26 protein-coding genes are annotated in these 15680 nt (G+C 69.2%); 14 read left to right on the plus strand and 12 right to left on the minus strand.

All coding sequences use genetic code 11. The annotated features are described in order from the left end of the window. Positions 1 to 336 precede the first annotated feature (336 nt). Positions 337 to 1080: a hypothetical protein gene (locus I6A60_RS00370; RefSeq protein WP_307838630.1), complete on the plus strand. Its 744-nt coding sequence runs from the start codon at positions 337 to 339 to the stop codon at positions 1078 to 1080. On the opposite strand, the gene I6A60_RS00375 is transcribed toward I6A60_RS00370, so the two are convergent. The 4 genes from I6A60_RS00375 to I6A60_RS00385 form a co-directional block, all read right to left on the minus strand. After that, the gene (locus tag I6A60_RS00375; protein ID WP_203013045.1) at positions 1061 to 1933 is read right to left on the minus strand and encodes an aldo/keto reductase; all 873 of its coding nucleotides are present in this window, start codon (positions 1931 to 1933) and stop codon (positions 1061 to 1063) included. The two genes, I6A60_RS00370 and I6A60_RS00375, sit on opposite strands and share 20 nt — an antisense overlap. A 22-nt stretch (positions 1934 to 1955) precedes the next feature. Next, positions 1956 to 2078 carry a hypothetical protein gene (locus I6A60_RS42610; protein ID WP_255544966.1) on the minus strand — a complete coding sequence of 41 codons (123 nt, stop codon included), beginning with the start codon at positions 2076 to 2078 and terminating at the stop codon, positions 1956 to 1958. A 199-nt stretch (positions 2079 to 2277) separates the two neighbouring features. Further along, entirely contained in the window at positions 2278 to 2592 is a 315-nt protein-coding gene (locus I6A60_RS00380) for a hypothetical protein (protein WP_203013048.1), read from the minus strand. A gap of 49 nt (positions 2593 to 2641) precedes the next feature. Continuing rightward, complete coding sequence (locus I6A60_RS00385; RefSeq protein ID WP_203013064.1) at positions 2642 to 2869, minus strand: AlpA family transcriptional regulator; 228 nt, start codon at positions 2867 to 2869, stop codon at positions 2642 to 2644. 126 nt (positions 2870 to 2995) lie between these two features. On the opposite strand from I6A60_RS00385, the gene I6A60_RS00390 reads away from it, so the two are divergent. Then, on the plus strand, positions 2996 to 3529 hold the full coding sequence (locus tag I6A60_RS00390; RefSeq protein ID WP_203013067.1) for a hypothetical protein: 534 nt from the start codon (positions 2996 to 2998) through the stop codon (positions 3527 to 3529). Positions 3530 to 3631: 102 nt separating this feature from the next. Here I6A60_RS00390 and I6A60_RS00395 read toward each other — a convergent pair whose 3' ends face one another. Together I6A60_RS00395 and I6A60_RS00400 are read right to left on the minus strand one after the other, a co-directional pair. Next, a complete protein-coding gene (locus I6A60_RS00395) occupies positions 3632 to 3949 on the minus strand; it encodes a hypothetical protein (RefSeq protein ID WP_203013070.1) in 318 nt (105 codons plus the stop codon). Between the two features lie 77 nt (positions 3950 to 4026). Next, positions 4027 to 4308, minus strand: coding sequence for a hypothetical protein (locus I6A60_RS00400; protein ID WP_203013073.1), 282 nt, complete (start codon positions 4306 to 4308; stop codon positions 4027 to 4029). Positions 4309 to 4446: 138 nt separating this feature from the next. Between I6A60_RS00400 and I6A60_RS00405 the strand changes: the two genes are divergently transcribed. Further along, a complete protein-coding gene (locus I6A60_RS00405) occupies positions 4447 to 4947 on the plus strand; it encodes a hypothetical protein (protein ID WP_203013088.1) in 501 nt (166 codons plus the stop codon). Positions 4948 to 5122: 175 nt separating this feature from the next. Here the strand turns inward: I6A60_RS00405 and I6A60_RS43865 are convergent, their stop codons facing one another. Both I6A60_RS43865 and I6A60_RS00415 read right to left on the minus strand, forming a co-directional pair. After that, positions 5123 to 5302, minus strand: a complete 180-nt coding sequence (locus I6A60_RS43865) for a helix-turn-helix transcriptional regulator (RefSeq protein WP_374113344.1) — start codon at positions 5300 to 5302, stop codon at positions 5123 to 5125. Positions 5303 to 5398: 96 nt separating this feature from the next. Then, entirely contained in the window at positions 5399 to 5608 is a 210-nt protein-coding gene (locus I6A60_RS00415) for an AlpA family transcriptional regulator (protein WP_238434498.1), read from the minus strand. Positions 5609 to 5797: 189 nt separating this feature from the next. On the opposite strand from I6A60_RS00415, the gene I6A60_RS00420 reads away from it, so the two are divergent. Both I6A60_RS00420 and I6A60_RS00425 read left to right on the plus strand, forming a co-directional pair. Continuing rightward, complete coding sequence (locus tag I6A60_RS00420) at positions 5798 to 5968, plus strand: hypothetical protein (RefSeq protein WP_203013095.1); 171 nt, start codon at positions 5798 to 5800, stop codon at positions 5966 to 5968. Further along, the gene (locus I6A60_RS00425) at positions 5965 to 6180 is read left to right on the plus strand and encodes a hypothetical protein (RefSeq protein ID WP_203013098.1); all 216 of its coding nucleotides are present in this window, start codon (positions 5965 to 5967) and stop codon (positions 6178 to 6180) included. The genes I6A60_RS00420 and I6A60_RS00425 overlap by 4 nt, the downstream gene beginning before the upstream one ends. Before the next feature lie 148 nt (positions 6181 to 6328). Here the strand turns inward: I6A60_RS00425 and I6A60_RS00430 are convergent, their stop codons facing one another. The 3 genes from I6A60_RS00430 to I6A60_RS00440 form a co-directional block, all read right to left on the minus strand. Beyond that, positions 6329 to 6820, minus strand: coding sequence for a hypothetical protein (locus I6A60_RS00430; protein ID WP_203013101.1), 492 nt, complete (start codon positions 6818 to 6820; stop codon positions 6329 to 6331). A gap of 75 nt (positions 6821 to 6895) precedes the next feature. Next, complete coding sequence (locus tag I6A60_RS00435; RefSeq protein WP_203013103.1) at positions 6896 to 7381, minus strand: hypothetical protein; 486 nt, start codon at positions 7379 to 7381, stop codon at positions 6896 to 6898. Positions 7382 to 7575: 194 nt separating this feature from the next. Continuing rightward, positions 7576 to 7854 (minus strand): hypothetical protein, encoded by a 279-nt coding sequence (locus I6A60_RS00440; RefSeq protein ID WP_203013106.1) that lies wholly within the window; start codon positions 7852 to 7854, stop codon positions 7576 to 7578. Positions 7855 to 8701: 847 nt separating this feature from the next. Between I6A60_RS00440 and I6A60_RS41120 the strand changes: the two genes are divergently transcribed. Further along, positions 8702 to 11128, plus strand: a complete 2427-nt coding sequence (locus tag I6A60_RS41120; protein WP_238434499.1) for a TIR domain-containing protein — start codon at positions 8702 to 8704, stop codon at positions 11126 to 11128. A gap of 10 nt (positions 11129 to 11138) precedes the next feature. On the opposite strand, the gene I6A60_RS00455 is transcribed toward I6A60_RS41120, so the two are convergent. Next, positions 11139 to 11894: a GntR family transcriptional regulator gene (locus I6A60_RS00455; RefSeq protein WP_203013109.1), complete on the minus strand. Its 756-nt coding sequence runs from the start codon at positions 11892 to 11894 to the stop codon at positions 11139 to 11141. A gap of 120 nt (positions 11895 to 12014) precedes the next feature. Here I6A60_RS00455 and I6A60_RS00460 point away from each other — a divergent pair, with 120 nt between their 5' ends. From I6A60_RS00460 to I6A60_RS00495, 8 genes are all read left to right on the plus strand, one after another. Beyond that, positions 12015 to 12242: a hypothetical protein gene (locus tag I6A60_RS00460; protein ID WP_203013112.1), complete on the plus strand. Its 228-nt coding sequence runs from the start codon at positions 12015 to 12017 to the stop codon at positions 12240 to 12242. Positions 12243 to 12327: 85 nt separating this feature from the next. Continuing rightward, the gene (locus I6A60_RS00465) at positions 12328 to 12639 is read left to right on the plus strand and encodes a hypothetical protein (protein WP_203013115.1); all 312 of its coding nucleotides are present in this window, start codon (positions 12328 to 12330) and stop codon (positions 12637 to 12639) included. Beyond that, a complete protein-coding gene (locus tag I6A60_RS00470; RefSeq protein WP_203013118.1) occupies positions 12636 to 13379 on the plus strand; it encodes a hypothetical protein in 744 nt (247 codons plus the stop codon). The genes I6A60_RS00465 and I6A60_RS00470 overlap by 4 nt, the downstream gene beginning before the upstream one ends. After that, positions 13376 to 13582: a hypothetical protein gene (locus tag I6A60_RS00475; RefSeq protein WP_203013121.1), complete on the plus strand. Its 207-nt coding sequence runs from the start codon at positions 13376 to 13378 to the stop codon at positions 13580 to 13582. Before I6A60_RS00470 ends, I6A60_RS00475 begins: the two co-directional genes overlap by 4 nt. A gap of 169 nt (positions 13583 to 13751) precedes the next feature. Further along, positions 13752 to 14072 carry a hypothetical protein gene (locus tag I6A60_RS00480; RefSeq protein ID WP_203013124.1) on the plus strand — a complete coding sequence of 107 codons (321 nt, stop codon included), beginning with the start codon at positions 13752 to 13754 and terminating at the stop codon, positions 14070 to 14072. Next, a complete protein-coding gene (locus I6A60_RS00485) occupies positions 14069 to 14395 on the plus strand; it encodes a hypothetical protein (protein ID WP_203013127.1) in 327 nt (108 codons plus the stop codon). Before I6A60_RS00480 ends, I6A60_RS00485 begins: the two co-directional genes overlap by 4 nt. Beyond that, on the plus strand, positions 14392 to 14697 hold the full coding sequence (locus I6A60_RS00490; RefSeq protein ID WP_203013130.1) for a hypothetical protein: 306 nt from the start codon (positions 14392 to 14394) through the stop codon (positions 14695 to 14697). Before I6A60_RS00485 ends, I6A60_RS00490 begins: the two co-directional genes overlap by 4 nt. After that, the gene (locus I6A60_RS00495) at positions 14694 to 15386 is read left to right on the plus strand and encodes a hypothetical protein (RefSeq protein WP_203013137.1); all 693 of its coding nucleotides are present in this window, start codon (positions 14694 to 14696) and stop codon (positions 15384 to 15386) included. Before I6A60_RS00490 ends, I6A60_RS00495 begins: the two co-directional genes overlap by 4 nt. The last annotated feature ends 294 nt before the right edge of the window (positions 15387 to 15680 follow it).

Here is a 15680-nt window from a genome sequence, read left to right on the forward strand (position 1 = left end):
GCAGCGAGCCGAGGCCGAGGCAAGAGGACGTTCTGGCGAAGGCGCGACGCCGGTATGGCCGCGTGATCTGGGCCAGGATCGGGGGGACCTGATGCGGCGAACGGCGGCGGTAGTCGCGTTAGCGTCGGCGCCCGACGCCGAAACCGGGGCCGAAGTCGGCCACGGGCGATCGTCGTCCAGTGCCTACGATCACGGGTGCAAGGTGTCGTTGGTCGTGAGAGATGGGCGTGCGCCGTGGCTCAGATGCCGAGGCTGGATCTCAGGTCGGGGTCTCACGACGAGGTCCTGACGCGGGTCGAGCGGTCCCTGGGGGTTCGGTTGGACCGGGGCGCCGCGGTGCGTAAACGGCGTTCGATCGGGCTGCCCAGCGACGCGGGCACCTGGGTACGTGTTGAGGCGCGGCCGGCGTCGAAGGTGTCGGGGCAGGGCTGGAACGGGGCCGAGACCGCCGCCACGCTGCAAGGGGTCGCTATGCCGGCCTGGTACCAGGGCGTCTCCTGGGCGCAGCCCGAGACAGGGTTGCTGTGGCGGGCGGACGAGACCGGCTACGTCGCGGCCCACCCGATCAGGCCGGGGGGCATCCTCACCGTCAACCCGGGGCTCGACGATGCCTGGTGGTCGACGCTGGCCCGGTCGCTGGCCGCGCTCGCCAGCGCCGCCACGACCCGGGTCGCGACCCTGCACACCGTGCCGATCAGCCAGGCGCGGGTGAGCGCGACGATCGGCCGGGTGTTCGGTGACCAGCTTGAGACGACGGTCGACCGGTGGGCGCCGGCGCATGCCGACCTGAACTGGGCGAACCTGACCGCCCCGGATTGTGTCCTGCTCGACTGGGAGGACTGGGGCCTGGCCCCGGCCGGACTGGACGCCGCGAACCTGCTCGTCAACTCACTCGCCGTCCCGGCGCTTGCCGAACAGGTCCGTCACACGTTCGGCGCCGAACTGGGCAGCCGCACCGGCCGGATCGTCACGTTGTTCTTGTGCGCGGACATCGTGACCGCCCCGGCCGACTACTCCGGTCCGCTCCTCGACCCGGCACGCGTACTGGTCGACGAGCTACTCAAGGCGCTTCAGGTCTGAGCCGGCCGGCGAGAAGCTGCCGGTAGCGGGCGATCTGCGCGGCGTCGACATCCAGTTCGGTGGCGGTCGCGAGCGCGCGCAGATGTGCGCTGCTGGTCGAGCCGACGGCGACGCGGGCGACCTGGGGCAGCTCGAAAGCCAGGCGGAAGACAGCGGGCAGGGTCGCAGCTTGCTGGCCGGGCCGCAGGAACGCCCCGGGATTGATCCGCTGCCATGCGGGGTTGGCGGCGTCCCCCGCGAATGGGCTCATGCCCCACCGCCCGGCCGGTGGCACTCCCAGCAGTGCCGCGGCCTGCTCGGCCGCGTCCAGGCCGTCAGCGCCGACGGCCAGACCCGACCGCACCATCAGCACGTCGGGCCGCGGAGACGCGCCCAGTCCCTCGCCAGCGGTGAGCAGCCGGGCGAGCGGCCGGCTGTCCCAGCAGGAGATTCCCCATGACCCGCACAGCCCAGCGGCGACCGCGTCGGCGAGCACGGCGCACGCCGCGGCGAATCGGTCGTAATCGGCCGCCAAGTCCCCGCTGAGCGACCGTTCTGGGCTGTGCAGCAGAACCACGTCAGGTACCCGGCCGAGCTCGTCCACCGCCTCCGCGACCGCGCGCCGCAGCCGTCCCGGGTCGAGGGAATGCTCAACGCCACCCGCCGCCCGGAAGAAGCCCACCTTTGTGGAGACCGTGAACTCGCTGAGAAGATCAGCCGCTTCGGATGCCAAGATCCGGTGGGCGGCGAAATCGCGGTAGTTGCTCGCCGTGTCGAGCGCTCGGATCCCGGCCGTCAGCGCCGCTTCTAGCTGCTGGCGGCGGTGGTCGGACCGGTACAGTCCGAGCACGACGTGCCGCTCGGCGCCGTGCACACGGGCCGTCGGCGCGGTGGTCTCAGCCGTCCCGGTTCTCGCCGCTGTCGCCGACCGCCCCGTCGGAGTGCGCCGTCTCACCTCGGTCCCGGACCGCTGCCAGTTCCTCGACCGCCACGACCAGCTCGTCAGACTCAGCCGCCATGATCGCGCCCTCCGTTCGCCTCGGATCCTTAGCCCGCCACCCGCCCGGGAGACTCCCCGGGCGGGGCGTCGCTGATCACCAGGACGCTACCGTGCAAGGGCGAAAGTTGCTGTGGCATTTAGGAAAAGGCCCCCGGTCGATCCTCTGCCGGCCAGTCTGCGTGTCCAATCTGATCAAGGTGGCGGTGTTGTGCAGCCCGTCAGCCGGCGGTGTCCTCACGGGCGGCGAGTTCCAACGCCACCTTGCCCAGATCCTCGCCGCGGGCCAGGCGGGCGCCGATCTCGCCGAGAGCCACGATCAGGTTCGTTGCCGCAGCGAGCGGGCCGCCGGTCGGGTCGTCCTCCGGCCCGGCCGGTTCGTCGTCGTCGAGGTCGGGCGGGTCCAGGCCTAGTGCGACGTGGATTCGGACCGCCAGGACGTAGGCGGCGGCCTGGTCGTCGCCGTCGACCATGGCGCGGATGATGCCGAGCGCGGCGGCAAGGTCGGCGTCAGGGTCGGGCGGCGGGAGGGGCACTGCCCGATCTTCTCTCGCGCGCCGGGTCGTTCGGCGCTTCAGGGTCGGTTCAGCTGGTCTTACGCGGTCGCCCTCCGCCGACGCCTGCACCGGGGCGGGCGTCGAGCCAGGTGGCGATGGTCGTCCAGTGCCAGCGGGGCCGGTCGGGGAACGTGAGGTCGTCCGGTTCGGGGAACGGGGTCTTGGTGCCGCCGGCGCGGTAGTTGCGCAGCGTCTTCACGGCGATGCCTGTGCGGGCAGAGATCTCCGCGTATCCGAGTAGAGGGTCTTCGGTCATGGCGCCATGATGCCATGTCCCGGGATGTGATGTCCCGGAGGTTTGTGCTTCCGTTGATACCTATGGGATGCAGCATCCCGTAGGTTTATAGGTGTCAGGCCAGCAGGTCACACCGAGGGGGACTCAATGTCGATCACCACCACCGCCAGCCGCTACCTTGGCCGGGTCGTCCGGGCCGCCTCCCTGGTCGCCGTCGAGGTCACCGCCCCCTCGGCTCCGACCGTCGATCTGTTCGCCGGATTCGACCAGTTCGGCGCGGACACCGACGAGATGGAGGCCCGGTTCACCGAGGCGGCCACCGGTACCCCCGCCGCGGCCCCGAAGCCGGTCGAGACGGTCGAGGTTGCCCCGGTCGGACCGGCGAAGCCGTACAGCCCGGCCGAGATGCCTTCGGTCGCCCTCGTCGAGGCTGCCGCCATCGCCTTTGACCTCGCGGGCGAGCAGGCCCGCTCGGCGGACCGCACCAAGCGCAAGAGCCGGAAGATCCTCGACCGCATGCCCGCCGGCGTGTTCGGCCGCGCGGTCGTCACCTGGGAGGAGTCGGCCCGCGAGACCCCGGACCTTGTGAAGATCGCGGCGATTCTCGCCGAGCACGGCATCGACGAAATCCCGATGCGGAAGGTGGCCCCGTCGCTGAAGGTGGCGATCCTGCCGGCCTGAGCGCCACACAGACGGGAAAGCCTGTCCTGGGTCGGCCGGAAACCCCGGGACAGGCTTCCGTCGTTCCACGGCGCCACGGCGCCCCGGTGGCCTCGCGCCGCATCACGCTTCGCGCGGAGGAATCCCAAAGTCCGCTATCCGTTGGGCCGCGAACCCGAGCCTCTCCGCAGAATCCGCGACCTTCCCGGCGACGTCGGCGATCATCGTCGTTGGACCTGTGAGCTTGTCCAGCCGGTACACCGCCGCCAGGAGTGCGAGAGTCTGCGCATAGGCGATCTTCTCGCCCGGTTCGAGGTCATCCAGGGCGATGGTGTCGAGTACTTGGACGGCCTGCCAGTGGCCGTTGAGGATCGTGCCCGCGAGGCGAGCGTTCCGCTCCTGGTCAGTTTCTGGACGTGGACGGCGGAACCGGCCTGGCATGGACAAGCCCCCTCGATGTCGCTGTGACGGATCGAGCGTCTGCGCACACCCGGTCGCCTGACCGGCCAGGCGCAGACTCAGCGCCGGTCCTCCGCGGCTTCTGCGAGCCTGCCGAGATTCTGCGAGATCCGTCCAATTGCGGTGATCGGGTCGGACAGCCACTCGACCAGATCGCCGCCTAGATCGGCCAGCCTCGCCAGCGCGAGTGTCTGCGCGTACGTGACCTTCCCCTCGTCGTCCAAGCGGTCTGGGTCGACGAAGAGGAGAACCTGCGCGGCCCGACGACCAGCGTCGGCGAGCAGGATATTTGCCTGATCAAATTCGGCCTGGGTCAGCTGGCGGGACCGATGCTGTGGCATAGAGGCATCGTCGCCGGACTGGCACCGGCCAGCAGGGAAACGGCGGATCGTCCTCATTCGCCCGACAGGTACGGAGATGTACTCGCAGCCTTGTCGTTTGCTCTGCGCTGACTCGCGCCGGACGATAGCAACTCGGGTGTGACCTCCAGCGGAGACGCCACCGAACCCGACGACGTGACCGCAGCCCGCATCCGCGACGTGCATCATCTCTTGGAACTCTTGGACCTGCTCCCAGTGCCCGACCTGGAGAAGAAGGGTCACTTCTGGAACGAGTTCGCCGTCGCTGAGGCGGGCGACAGAGCCAAACCCGACCCCCACTACATCGTCGGGAAGCTGGCCTCGTGGATCCAGGATGTGAACGACGAGCCTGGTGACGCGGAGCGTGCCAGGCGGCTGGCGAGCTACTGCCTGCACTTCTTCGACAAGCAGGGCCCCGCCGTTGGGGACGTACTGCGAGGGTGTGTCGATGGTGGCGAGGCGACAGGTCAGCGGCTCGCACAGTCCATCTGCGAGGTGGCATGGCGCATCTACGTCCCGATCGTCGCCGCAATGAACCGAGAGAACGATCCGCTGCGGAGGCGTCAGAACATGATCTGGCAGCTGCGACAGACCGGGGCCAGCGGCGACGGTGGCGTCTAATCCGCGGTAGGTCGTATACCTGGGGGTCCATCCCTGTCTGCCAGCAGCGCAGCGTCCTAACCGTCACACCGATCTTCTCGGACGGGTCGGCGGGAGCCATGAGCGGTTCCACAGGCTCACCTCGACTTCGTCGAGAGTCTGCGCCAGACGGTGGCCGCCTATCCCGGCAGCCCGGTCACAGGTGGACTGGTCTGGTCTTCACCGTCGACCGCTTCACCCAGTCGAGGACTACTAGGCGCTGGTAGCGCACGCTCCTGCCTATCTGCACGTATGCCGGCCCTTGATCCGCCAGTCGCCAGCGCTGCAACTGTCTCGTGCTGACTCCAAGAAACTCAGCCAGTTCGGTCGGGGTCATCAATGGGTCCACTGAGTCTCCTTGTGGGCGGAATCGCAGAATTCCTGTCGCGCGGCGTCGCTCGGCGCTCCTGGCGAGTCGCGGCGGTCCCGCAGGTCAGTCATCGGGCCACCCGCCCCACCCGTCGCGGTGGGTGTCCAGCCAGGCCGTGACTTCGTGGCGCCACCAGGCCCGATACCGGGGCCGATCGATCGCCGGGTCTGGGAAGCCCTTCTGGCGGGTGAGCGCGTCGGCCCGCGACTTCGAGATGCCGAGGACCTCCGCGAGGTCGGCAACGTCGACCACGTCAGCGGGCCCGGTAGTCACGGCCAGCACACTAAGTGAGCTGATACACACAGCGTGTGTTAGCTGTCCTAGATATGTGTGTAAGAGCCCTTGGTGAGTTCACTGCGATCGCGCTACGGTGCCGGATAGGACAAGAAAAGGCCCGCCCCGGGGCGGTCACCCCGGAACGGGCCACGACGCACGCCGTAGGGGGCGATTGCCGTTATGGACATGATCCTGCCCGACGACGGGCCGCAGGTCGACCCGCCAGACCAGCCCCCGTACGAAGACGACGGGTCGGAGTCCGGCTGGGACTACACCTCCATCGTCCCCAGCCACTGGCGCTGGAACGACGAGGCTGTCCAGGCCTACCGGCTCCAGACCGGTTGGGGGCCGAAGTGAGCCCCGACGAGCGGGCACGGCTTCTGCACCAGATGGCGACCAGCTACGCCAACCGGCAGCACCCGGGCGACCGGTGCGTACTCGTCCGGCTGGTCGGCGGTGAACCCGTTGACGGGGTGGTCTGTTTGACGACCGAGGCGGCGCTGCTGGTCGCCGACGCGATGGAACTGCACCCCGACGACTTCCGGATCATCGCGGCGAGAGAGATGTAGCCATGCAGATCACGATCACAGGCAGGAGGTGACGTCGGCGTAAACGGCGGTGCCGTTCCGGCTCGGTGGGTTCTGACCCCCTTGTGCGTCGCTCATCTCGGAGTCCACATCCACGGCGCTGCCGGATTCGTGGCCTTAGTCCGGACGGCTAGGGAGCTGGTGCGAGGAAAGGCAGGGCCAAGTTCAATGTGTCGATCACGACCTTGCCTGCTACATGATGTTTGTAGGCGTCAATGCGATCCTTCTGCCAGGGCCTTGGCTCGGGCTTCCGATCCGACACCAGGACGACCGGCGGATTGGGCATCTCGCCGATTTCGAGCCAGACGAGGTTGTCGTACATCTCGGTGTACGCGTCCGCGAAGACATCCCGTAGCTCCGGCGCCGGCCACCCCACCAGATCGTGGACGAGTTCGCCGCGGATGACGACCAGACCCTCCACCACCCGCCCGGCAGGGTCGGCGTGTGCCCGCCGATGGTAGGGCTCCTTGCCCTCGGCCTTCTCGTGGTGCGCGCGAAGGGTGTACAGGTGTCCAAGCGCTTCGCGCATCGCCCGTCGCTGCAACCGCTCCGACGATGCCGCCGCAAGCCGCCCGATCGCCTCGCCCAAGTCCTCGAAGATCTCCCCGTACATGTCGGTCATGGCGCCAGAGCGTTCCACCCGGCTCGCCGGATGCTCCCAACGGGGCCGGCAAAGCACGAGAGACCACGTGACCGCTTAGGTCGGCGATCCATTCTGGTCTGGCCGTTCTCCCGCGACGAGCGCGGCGAACTGCTGAGCGGTGAGAACGGGCAGATCGAGCAGGTGAATCCGGCCGGCCCGCCGGTCCCGGTCCCCGCCGCTCAGGCAGACCACGTCGGTCACCGCCACGGTGAGCTGCCTCGTTGGAACACCGCCGGCCTGCCGCACCTGCCGGCGCACCGTCTGGACATCCGCTTCCGATCCGCCGATGACCAGGACCCGGTGCCCGGCCAGCGGTTGGCCCTCGGCGACCTGAGAGCGGTCAGGCAGGCCGGAGCGTCGCAGAGCCCGCGCCTTCGCCGCGGCGGCGGACATTCTCGCCATGTGGGCCTTGAGCGCCGACTCGGCCCGACGGGCCCGCTCCTGCGGGGAGAGCTTCCCCTCGGGGTCGACCTGTCTCTCAAACTTGGCCATAAGCCCGCGGCGGGCTGGCTCGGTGGCCGCTGTCCGGTCGTCGGTCATCGCCCATCTGGTGTGAGATGCCGCTCGTGCCTGTAACGACGTGTAGGCCGACGCTTTGCGCTGGGGCCTCTGTTCGGTTCCCATGGCCGCATGGTGCGGTGCCGGAGCCCTCCCGACCTGTGGTCTGACCGTGGCCAGGTGCGCTGTAGGTCCGTCCCCAGTGAGGTAATCGCGCGGACTTCCCGGCCGGTATCTCAGCCTGCTGTGCAGACGTCCGCCCCGATCGCGCCCACGAGGTCGTAGCCGATCGACGTGTCGAATCCGTCGGGCTGCAACTGGTCGTCGATGTACAACTCGGCCGCGTCTGGTTCCGAACCGCTCGCCAGCATCTCGCAGACGTGGCCGGCGACCTGCTCAATCTCGCCGATGGGCACCGTCTGGTGGTCTCGCGCTTCGATGTCGGCTTGGACCTTCGCGTACCGGTTCGGCGGCGTGCTGCTGGGCGATACCGGGCTGCCTACGGGCGCCGTCATGGTCCTGGTTGGTGTTGGGTTTGGTGTTGGGTTTGGTGTTGGCGGCGGGGCTGGTTGCGGGCTCGGTGGAGCGGTCGGCGTCGGGCGGGGTGGAGCCGACGGCTGCGTCGCGACAGATGACCCGCCGACCGGCTGTGGCGCCTCGGGCTCCCAGCGCCACCCGTCGTTGTCTGCACAGACGATCGCTTCGCCATTGGCCGCGACGCCATGGGCGCCGTGGTCCGAGGTGCGGCAGAACTCGCCCGGCTTGTAGCAGGCGCCACCGTTGGTCAGCGGATAGCAGCCCGCCGGGGCCTGCACAGACGTGGTTCGTGGTACCGACGCGCCTGGAGGAATGGCCGCCACGGCTGTTCCAGCGGGTAGCCGGGGGTTGGCCCCAGCTGAGGGCTGCGCCGCGAAGCCCTCTGCACCAGGTGCCGTAAAGGGCGGGCTGGTGCCAGCAGGGCCGCTCCCAGGAACGGCGAGGTAGAGCGGGCTGCCGGTCGTGCTGCTGGTGATCGGCGCCGAGTTCGCCGCCGGGGTGACGGCGGTTGAGCTGCATGCCGTTGCGGCGGCGGCGAGCGCGATGACGGCGAGCATGGTGCGGCGCACAGAGGACCCCCCGGTCTGTGGATGCGGCGCGGCGGACCCTACCGCCCGTTTGCGCATTCGACAGTTGTCGGGGTCTCGATCGGCCGAAGCGCATGGTGCGGTTCAACATGGAGGACTAGCCTGGCCCTGATCGCGTGCCGAGTGATCACGGGGGCTGTTCGGTGCGGTGTGAGTTCGCTGTCGACGAGTCGACCGAGCGCAGGATGCTGCTCGGCGGCGGTTGGGCGCCGTGGTCGCCGTCGGTGGATGGCGTCTGATGGATCAGGTGCAGGAGTCGGCGACGGGCAAGAAGGTCGACTTCTTCGTTTCCTATGCGCATGCCGACGAGGAGCACGCCGAGTGGATCGCGTGGGAGCTGGAACAGGCCGGCTACACCACCGTGATCCAGGCGTGGGACTTCGTCGCCGGGTCGCACTTCGTCCACCAGATGCACCGCGCGGCCCAGAACGCCAACCGAACCGTCGCCGTCCTGTCCTCTGCCTACCTGAACTCGGCCTACGCCGAAGCGGAATGGCAGGCCGCCTGGGTCGACGACCCTCTCGGCGAACAGCGCAAGCTGATCGTCGTCCGGGTCGAAGACTGCGACCGTCCCGGCCTGCTTCGCCAGGTGGTCAGCGTCGACATCTTCGGCCTGGCTCCCCGAGAAGCGCGGGACGAGCTCCTGAAAGCCGCCCGCGGAGGGCGACGGAAGCCGACGAACGCGCCCGTCTTCCGACGCCGTAGTCCTGACCCGGCTCTCGACCTTCATGCGGTGGCCGATCAGCTCGCGGTCGCGGTGCGCCGGCAGTGGGAGGACGAGGCGGCGCTGCGTCGGCTGAATGATCCGTACCCGCTGCCAGTTCGCTGGGACGCGGCGGACAGCGGGCTGCTCGAAGGGTGGGCATCGATGGTCCGGTTGGCGACCTTCGGAGCGGGCTGGCCCCCAGTCCCACCGTCGGGGACGTGGGCGGCCGGTCCGGGCGGGCTTGCGGGCGGCGACGGTGAGCTGGCGGGGCTGCTGGGGCGGGTGCCGACAGGGCGGCTGGTGGTGCTGGGCGAGCCGGGATCGGGCAAGACGATGCTGACGGTCCGCTTGGTGCTCGACCTGCTCGCCGATGGGCGGCGTGCGCCGGGCGGGCCGGTTCCGGTGCTGGTCTCGCTGGCGTCTTGGAACCCGGCCGAGCAACCCCTGCACGACTGGCTCGAAGAGCGCCTCGTCGCCGACCACCCAAGCCTGACCGTGCCCGTCGCGGGAAGAACCGGAGTCAGCCGGGCACGGGCGTTGCTAGATGCCGGGCTGGTCCTTGCGGTGCTCGACGGCCTCGACGAGATCGGCGACGCCGGCCGCGGCGCCGCGCTCGCCCGGATCAACGACGCGCTGCGTCCTGGACAGCGCCTTGTGCTGACCTCTCGCACCACCGCCTACCAGCAGGCCACCTCCCCGGCCGACGGACCCGAGGTCCGCCTGGCCGGCGCGGCCGGTATCCAGCTCTGCCCGCTGGATGCGGCGATGGTCGGCGAGTACCTGCGCGGTTCCGCCGGCGGGTCGGCTGGCGCCGCCCGCTGGGACCCGCTGCTCACCGCTTGGCCGGCGCCGGTCGCGCAAGCGCTGACTACGCCGCTGATGACCACTCTCGCCCGCGTCGTCTACAACCCCCGCCCCGGCGAATCCGTCCTCGCCGTCGGTCGCTTACCCGCCGAGCTGCTCGACCCGAACCGTTTCCCTACCCGGACCGCCGTCGAACAGCACCTGTTCGACGGCTTCCTTCCCGCTGCCTACCGACCCCACCCCGACCCAGCTCGACGTTGCCGCTGGAAGGCCGCCGATGCCGAACGCTGGCTGATTTACCTTGCCCGCCACCTCGACCACACCCTGCACGGCACCCCCGACCTCGCTTGGTGGGAACTCCCCGAAGCCCTCTCCCGCGGACAATGGCCTGTGTTCGGGCTCGTGGGCGGGTTTGTGTTTGGGCTTGGGTTCGGGATGGTGGGCGGGCTTGTGTTTGGGCCTGTGTTCGGGCTCGTCGCCAGCCTCGTGTTCGGGCTCGTGTTCGGGCTCGCGATCGGGTTCGAGCCAAACGGTCGGACACCGGCACAGATGGCACAGCGGAGAATCTTCTTAAGTTTCGCATGGTGGAGAAGATTGGTAAGTAATGACATCGCGCCCGCACTCGCGGCAGGGCTTGTGATCGGGCTCGTGTTCGGGATCGTGGGCGCGCTTGCGGTCGGCCTCGCGGTCGGGATCGCGGTCGGGATCGCGGTCGCGCTCGCGGTCGGGCTCGTGGGCGCATTCGTGGGCGCGAGCGCGTACGTGGTCGGGTTCTCAAGCACGCGAACGGATCTCGCAACAGCCGCGAGCCCGATCCGAGTTCTTCGTCAGGATCGAGCCGCATTCCGTACATCCATACTCGCGCTCGGGCTCGTGGTCGCGCTCGCGCTCGTCGGCGGGCTCCTAGTCGGGCCTGCGGTCGGGCTCGCGGTCGTGGGCGGGGTCTTGGTCTCCCTCGTGAAAGAGGACGATGAGACGGCATGGGGAATGTTCGTGCTGACCCGTGCCTGGCTCGCCACGCGCGGCCGGCTGCCGCGGAATCTGATGGCGTTCCTCGCGGACGCTCATGAGATTCGAGGTGTCCTGCGCCAGGTGGGCGCGGTCTACCAGTTCAGACACATCGAGCTTCAGCACCGCCTCGCCAACCGGCCGTGACGCTGGTCGCCTATTTCACTTCGATAACGTATTCGAGCTGGTACCGGTCGGCGGGCACGGTGATGTCCGCAGTCTCCACGGCCAGCTCGCCAGCGTAGTGGGTTCGGGCGATCCGCTGCACCCACATGCCATCCGGCATGTCGAGCTGGCGCCGCTCGCCTTCAGCGGCGGCCCTGGCCTCGATCCGTTCGACCACCCGGTCGATGCGGATACCGATGCTGTCGAAGCGGGCGACCACACCGCGCGGCCCGTCGCCCTCTTCCGGTTCCTCGATGGCCGTTCCGCCGACCACGCCGAACGGCTCCCAGGACACCGAAAGCTGAATCGGCCGTTCATCGGCCGTGTAGCGGTAGCGGGTCCGCATCACGTGCGCCCCGGCCTCGATGCCGAGGCGCGCCGCAACGTCTTCCGTCGCCCGGATGCGGTCCGTCTCGTGTGTCCAAGCAGGCGTGGTGCCTTCCCGCTGGGCATCTCTCGCGAACGGTGACGTCTCGCCCGGACTGCGGGTGTAGCGGGTCGAGGACCGTGTGCGAAGCGCGGGGCGGGTCCGGACGAACGATCCGCGACCGTGTTGGCGGACGATCAAGCCTTCGACCCGCAACGCTTCGAGCGCCTGCCGCGCGGTGATCCGAGTGGTTGACCAGTTGGTGGCGATCACCGACTCCGACGGCACACGGGCGCCTTCGCCGAGTTCGCCGCTGTCGATCTGGCGGCGGATGTCGTCGGCAATCCGCTGGTAGAGGGCGCGCGTTCCGTCTCCGGTCACGTGCTGACACGGTATCGGATAACCCATCCACACGCCTATAGGTGACAACTCCCTAGACACCTATAGGGGACTTAGGTTAGCGTCATACCCGTCAGATCGCCCACATCGACGGGAGGGCAGATGCCCGAGGACATCGGGGAGAACCAGCTACTCACGCCCGGCGAGGCACTGAAGGTCTTGGACAGGCGCGGGCTGCGGCTCGGTGCCTCGACCCTTCGCCGGTACGCGACGTCCGGCCGGTTGCGGTCCGAGGCGTTGCCGTCCGGACATCGGCGGTATCGACGTGCCGACGTGGTCGCGCTCGTCTCCGGTCACCAAACGACCGAGACCAGCCCCGACGCCGCCTGAAACGAAGGCGGCCCCGAAGCAGCGATTCGAGCGCTGCCCGGGGCCTTGATCCGAACCCCCTGACAACACCAGGAGACCCGAACCCGTGAACAGTTTGACGTCTAGCGACCCGTGGGACGAGCACCCCTCGGACTACGCCCGCCAGGTTGCCGTGCTGGCCCTCGACCTGCCCGCCAACAGCCCGGTCCGCCAGGTCATCGGCGCAGGCGACATTCCCGCCACGCTGATCATCGACGTGTTGGACACCATCGCCGACAACGCCGACGTGTACGCGGCCCGGCACGCCGAGTACGTCAACCAGACCGGCCGCGACCTGCACGCCACCGTGATGCGCGAGGCGATCTCCATCGTCTACGCCACCATCGCTCAGGCGCTCACCACTGGCGGTGCCCGATGACCACGCAGCCCGACTTTTCCGAGCACCCCGACCTGATGGCCCTCGGCACGGCTACGGCCACAGTGCCCGTGAGCGTCATCTTCGACGCCTTCCAGGCCGCCCGGGAACACACCCTCGACTACGCCCACCGGGCAACCGACCTGCGGGAGTCCGGCGATCTCCGGACCTGCGACCTGGCCGCCGAAGTTGGCTGCGAAGGTCTCAACCTGGCCGGCGACATGATCGCCCGGGTTCTGTTCGGCGCGGACCACCCCGAGCCGGAGCCGCAGCTCGCCTATGACGATCTGAACGAAGCGCTGTCCACGCTGATCTCGGCTGCGGTCGCCATGTCGAAGGCCATCCCGGTCCGTTCGGCGGTCAAGCTGCTTCACGCCATGGCCGGGCATCTCACCGCCCAGGCGGAGAGCGGGGCAGACGGTACGAACCTGCCTGACGGGATGGGTAACCCGCTGGCCCTGTTCCCGCATCTGGGCTACCACCGACACATCTCGACGGCCGCCCTCCAGGGCGCGTTCGACAAGGCCGCCGCCGTCGCGGTGAAGCACCGGACGACGACCCCGCTGGCTGCTGCGGCGGTCCGCGATGTCCTCGACGAGATCGGTACCCATCTGACCGACGCACTCGTCAACGGTCAGGTGCGGTGTGGTGGCTGCGGCGAACACGTCCGGGCCCGGACCGATGGCTCTCCGGCCAAGCACCGCACCGAGGGCGGCCACGTCTGCCCTGGATATCTCCCGTGAGTACCTCGACCGCCGGCCCGGGGCAGCGGTCCTATCCGTTGCCCCGGCTGGATGACGACCCTCGGTTCACCTTCGGCCTGATGCGGGACGTCGCGAAGGTGCTGGCGGAGCACGGCTACCCGCCGATCACGTCGGGGGCCGACCACGTCGAACTGAAGATGGCGCTGTTCAGCTTTCTGTACGCGCCGGGGGCGACACAGTGAGCGGCCTTCCTGACGGGGCGACGATCGGCACCTGCTCCAACGACGGATGCGGCGGGACGGTCTACATCGGTCCGTCGGGTGCCGAGACCCACACCAGCAACCAGCCCTGCCCGAAGACCGGCCGATGGGCGACCGTTCCCGCATTGGACCGCATCCGGGACGGTGCCCGATGACCCCGGAGGAGCGGGAGCGGGCCCGCGCCACCGAACGGGCCGACGTTCGTGTTCTCGCCGCGATGATCGACGAACTGGTCAACCCGGCGAAGGCCATCGCCGACCGGTTCGGCGAGGCTCAGACCCGGGCCGAGTTGCAGCAGCAGCGGAACGACCGAGCCGGGATGCTCGCCAAGGCCGACCGGTACGCCGCCGAGCTGGCAGAGACGAACGAGGGCCCGTTCTGGGCGGCCAAGGCGACCGCGCTACGGGACGAGATCGGCCGTATCGACCGGGCCATCGGCGCGTCGACACAGCCGGCAGGCGATGCGCCATGACCGCCACGTCGAACGTGCAGCGCCGTCCGGCCCGTCAGCCGATGGTGTTCTCCCGGCGGGAACTGACACCCCCGCCGGGCCTCCTGGCCCGCTGGCGGGCACGGATGGCCGAAGCCAAGGACGAAAAGGAAGTCGACGCGCTGGCCGGCGGGGTGGTCGGTGTTGGCCTCCTGGCCGCATACCTCCAGACGGGAAAGCAGAAGGAGGCCGCCCGCGAACTGCGCCGACTGCTGGCCGTCGAGCAGGCCGCGTTCGAGCGGACTTTGCAGCTTTCCGACGCCCGACCGGTCTACAGCGGCGATCCGTGGGCGGAGGCGACATGAGACAGACACTGACCCGACGGCCGAGCCTCAACGTGGACCTGTGGGTGCCGCGACCCGAGGATCTGGCCACCGCCCGGCCGATGATCCATGCCGACGGGATCGGCGCGACGTACGCAGCGTTCGGCCTGGCACTCGTCGGGCTGCCCGGCCGGGTCGCCGACTCGCTGGCGACCGATCAGCGGTTCGCCGCCGCTGCCGATCTCCGACTGATGATCGCGCTGGACCAGGTGGCCGCGCAGCGTCGGGCGGCCCTGATCCTCGCGCAGACGGGTCCATGTACCTGGACAGGGGCGTTGGCGTGAACATTCACGTCCAGACCACGGCCGTCGTGCCTCTCGGCTGCACCATCGCCGAGCTTCGGACGTTCTTCGACGGCCTCGACGGTTCCGCACGGCTTGTCGACGCGGTGCTGGTGGCAGGCGACGAGGGCAGGGTGAGCATCCCCGACCTCGTCGACCTGGTCCTCGTTGTGGCCCCGGTCCGGTCCACCGACGCCGGTTCGGACCGGGAGCAGACCAGTCCGGACCGGACCGTGAGTAGCGCGACGAGTCCGGACCGGTCCGGGTCCGCAGACCGGTCCGCAGACTGCTCCGCACCCGGTGCGCCCCTTGCGGAGCAGTTTGCAGGGGTTGCGGAGCAGTCCACCGCACCCGGTGCGGAGTTTGCGGAGCACACCCCGCAGGCCACACCACACACCACACCGGGCCCTGAAACCGGCGCACTTCATGCCGCCGAGGTGGACATCTCCGACCTGATCCCAGAGGCCGAGAGGATCGCGGACAACTGGGACGGGCTCCGCAACCCGTCGAGCCGCGCGCTGGCAATTGCCCTGCGAGACAAGGGTTTCAAGCTGTCCCAGGAGCGTGTGTTGGCCATCGCCGCACACATCGCCGCACGTGCCAGGACGGCACAGGGCGACCGGTCGGGAACACCACACGCCGCCGCGCCGGCCGCTCCGCAACTGGCCTCGACCGCGGCGGCGAGGGGTTGATCGACATGCCCTCTGCGCCACTGTTCAGCACACAGAAGACCGCACTCGGGACGATCTTTGCGGTGGTGCTCCGCAACGCCGCTCCGCACTTGCGGAGCGCTTGCGGTGGTGCTCCGCGACCTTGCGGAGCAGTCCGGAGCGAACCTCGACAAGTCGCCCCGCAGTCCAGCGCCGCAAAGATCGTCCGTCCGTCCGGTGATCGTCCGTCCGGGTGGTCCGGTGATCGTCCGCCGGTCCGGACCGGACGGTGGACCGGTCCGGACCGGACCGTCCGCGGACCGATGTTCGTCCGGG

This window comes from Frankia sp. AgB1.9, assembly GCF_016786355.1.
GTDB lineage: Bacteria > Actinomycetota > Actinomycetes > Frankiales > Frankiaceae > Pseudofrankia.

Bases quoted from the DNA above. Each gene is read 5' to 3' on its own strand.
- I6A60_RS00470 (WP_203013118.1), top strand. From the start codon at position 12,636: ATGACCACGCAGCCCGACTTTTCCGAGCACCCCGACCTGATGGCCCTC.
- I6A60_RS43865 (WP_374113344.1), bottom strand. From the start codon at position 5,302: ATGACCCCGACCGAACTGGCTGAGTTTCTTGGAGTCAGCACGAGACAG.
- I6A60_RS00440 (WP_203013106.1), bottom strand. From the start codon at position 7,854: ATGACGGCGCCCGTAGGCAGCCCGGTATCGCCCAGCAGCACGCCGCCG.
- I6A60_RS00430 (WP_203013101.1), bottom strand. From the start codon at position 6,820: ATGACCGACATGTACGGGGAGATCTTCGAGGACTTGGGCGAGGCGATC.
- I6A60_RS00480 (WP_203013124.1), top strand. From the start codon at position 13,752: ATGACCCCGGAGGAGCGGGAGCGGGCCCGCGCCACCGAACGGGCCGAC.
- I6A60_RS00400 (WP_203013073.1), bottom strand. From the start codon at position 4,308: ATGCCACAGCATCGGTCCCGCCAGCTGACCCAGGCCGAATTTGATCAG.
- I6A60_RS41120 (WP_238434499.1), top strand. From the start codon at position 8,702: ATGGATCAGGTGCAGGAGTCGGCGACGGGCAAGAAGGTCGACTTCTTC.
- I6A60_RS00420 (WP_203013095.1), top strand. From the start codon at position 5,798: ATGATCCTGCCCGACGACGGGCCGCAGGTCGACCCGCCAGACCAGCCC.
- I6A60_RS00460 (WP_203013112.1), top strand. From the start codon at position 12,015: ATGCCCGAGGACATCGGGGAGAACCAGCTACTCACGCCCGGCGAGGCA.
- I6A60_RS00485 (WP_203013127.1), top strand. From the start codon at position 14,069: ATGACCGCCACGTCGAACGTGCAGCGCCGTCCGGCCCGTCAGCCGATG.
- I6A60_RS00395 (WP_203013070.1), bottom strand. From the start codon at position 3,949: ATGCCAGGCCGGTTCCGCCGTCCACGTCCAGAAACTGACCAGGAGCGG.
- I6A60_RS00390 (WP_203013067.1), top strand. From the start codon at position 2,996: ATGTCGATCACCACCACCGCCAGCCGCTACCTTGGCCGGGTCGTCCGG.
- I6A60_RS42610 (WP_255544966.1), bottom strand. From the start codon at position 2,078: ATGGCGGCTGAGTCTGACGAGCTGGTCGTGGCGGTCGAGGAACTGGCA.
- I6A60_RS00385 (WP_203013064.1), bottom strand. From the start codon at position 2,869: ATGACCGAAGACCCTCTACTCGGATACGCGGAGATCTCTGCCCGCACA.
- I6A60_RS00435 (WP_203013103.1), bottom strand. From the start codon at position 7,381: ATGACCGACGACCGGACAGCGGCCACCGAGCCAGCCCGCCGCGGGCTT.
- I6A60_RS00490 (WP_203013130.1), top strand. From the start codon at position 14,392: ATGAGACAGACACTGACCCGACGGCCGAGCCTCAACGTGGACCTGTGG.